General features: G+C 47.1%; 1 pseudogene. It reads right to left on the bottom strand.

From position 1 onward, the window contains the following. Positions 1–330, bottom strand: a pseudogene (locus KTH89_RS24755) (hypothetical protein); the annotation flags it as partial. Positions 331–340 lie beyond the last annotated feature (10 nt).

The raw sequence follows: 340 nt of genomic DNA, 5'->3' as shown, positions 1-340 counted from the left end.
CTCCATCAGCTGGCTGTTATGCCCGTTGTTGATATTAAGGATCTGAACCTGCAATTCCATTTTAGACTGCTCATTTCCATGTATAAATGCGTCGGACAGTTTCAGCCATTTTTCTTCCCCGATCTCCTGGTCACCGTTATAAAATACGATGTAAACCGGCGTAGGCAAGGACACCAGCTTTGTGCCGTAGATATGCTTGCCGTGCAGGAGCCCCCGGAACATATCCGCGAAATAAAGCAGACCCCGGACCGGAAGATTCGGATTCATTGTGCTTTGATGCTCGTACAGTGAGAGGATATCACGGATCAGATAGGCCACATCATTTTTCATTTTCATCCAG

This window comes from Diplocloster agilis (assembly GCF_019042275.1).
In the GTDB taxonomy this organism is placed as follows: Bacteria; Bacillota; Clostridia; order Lachnospirales; family Lachnospiraceae; genus Diplocloster; species Diplocloster agilis.
Note: the sequence above shows the minus strand (reverse complement) of the source record. Positions and strands in the feature narration are given on the sequence as shown.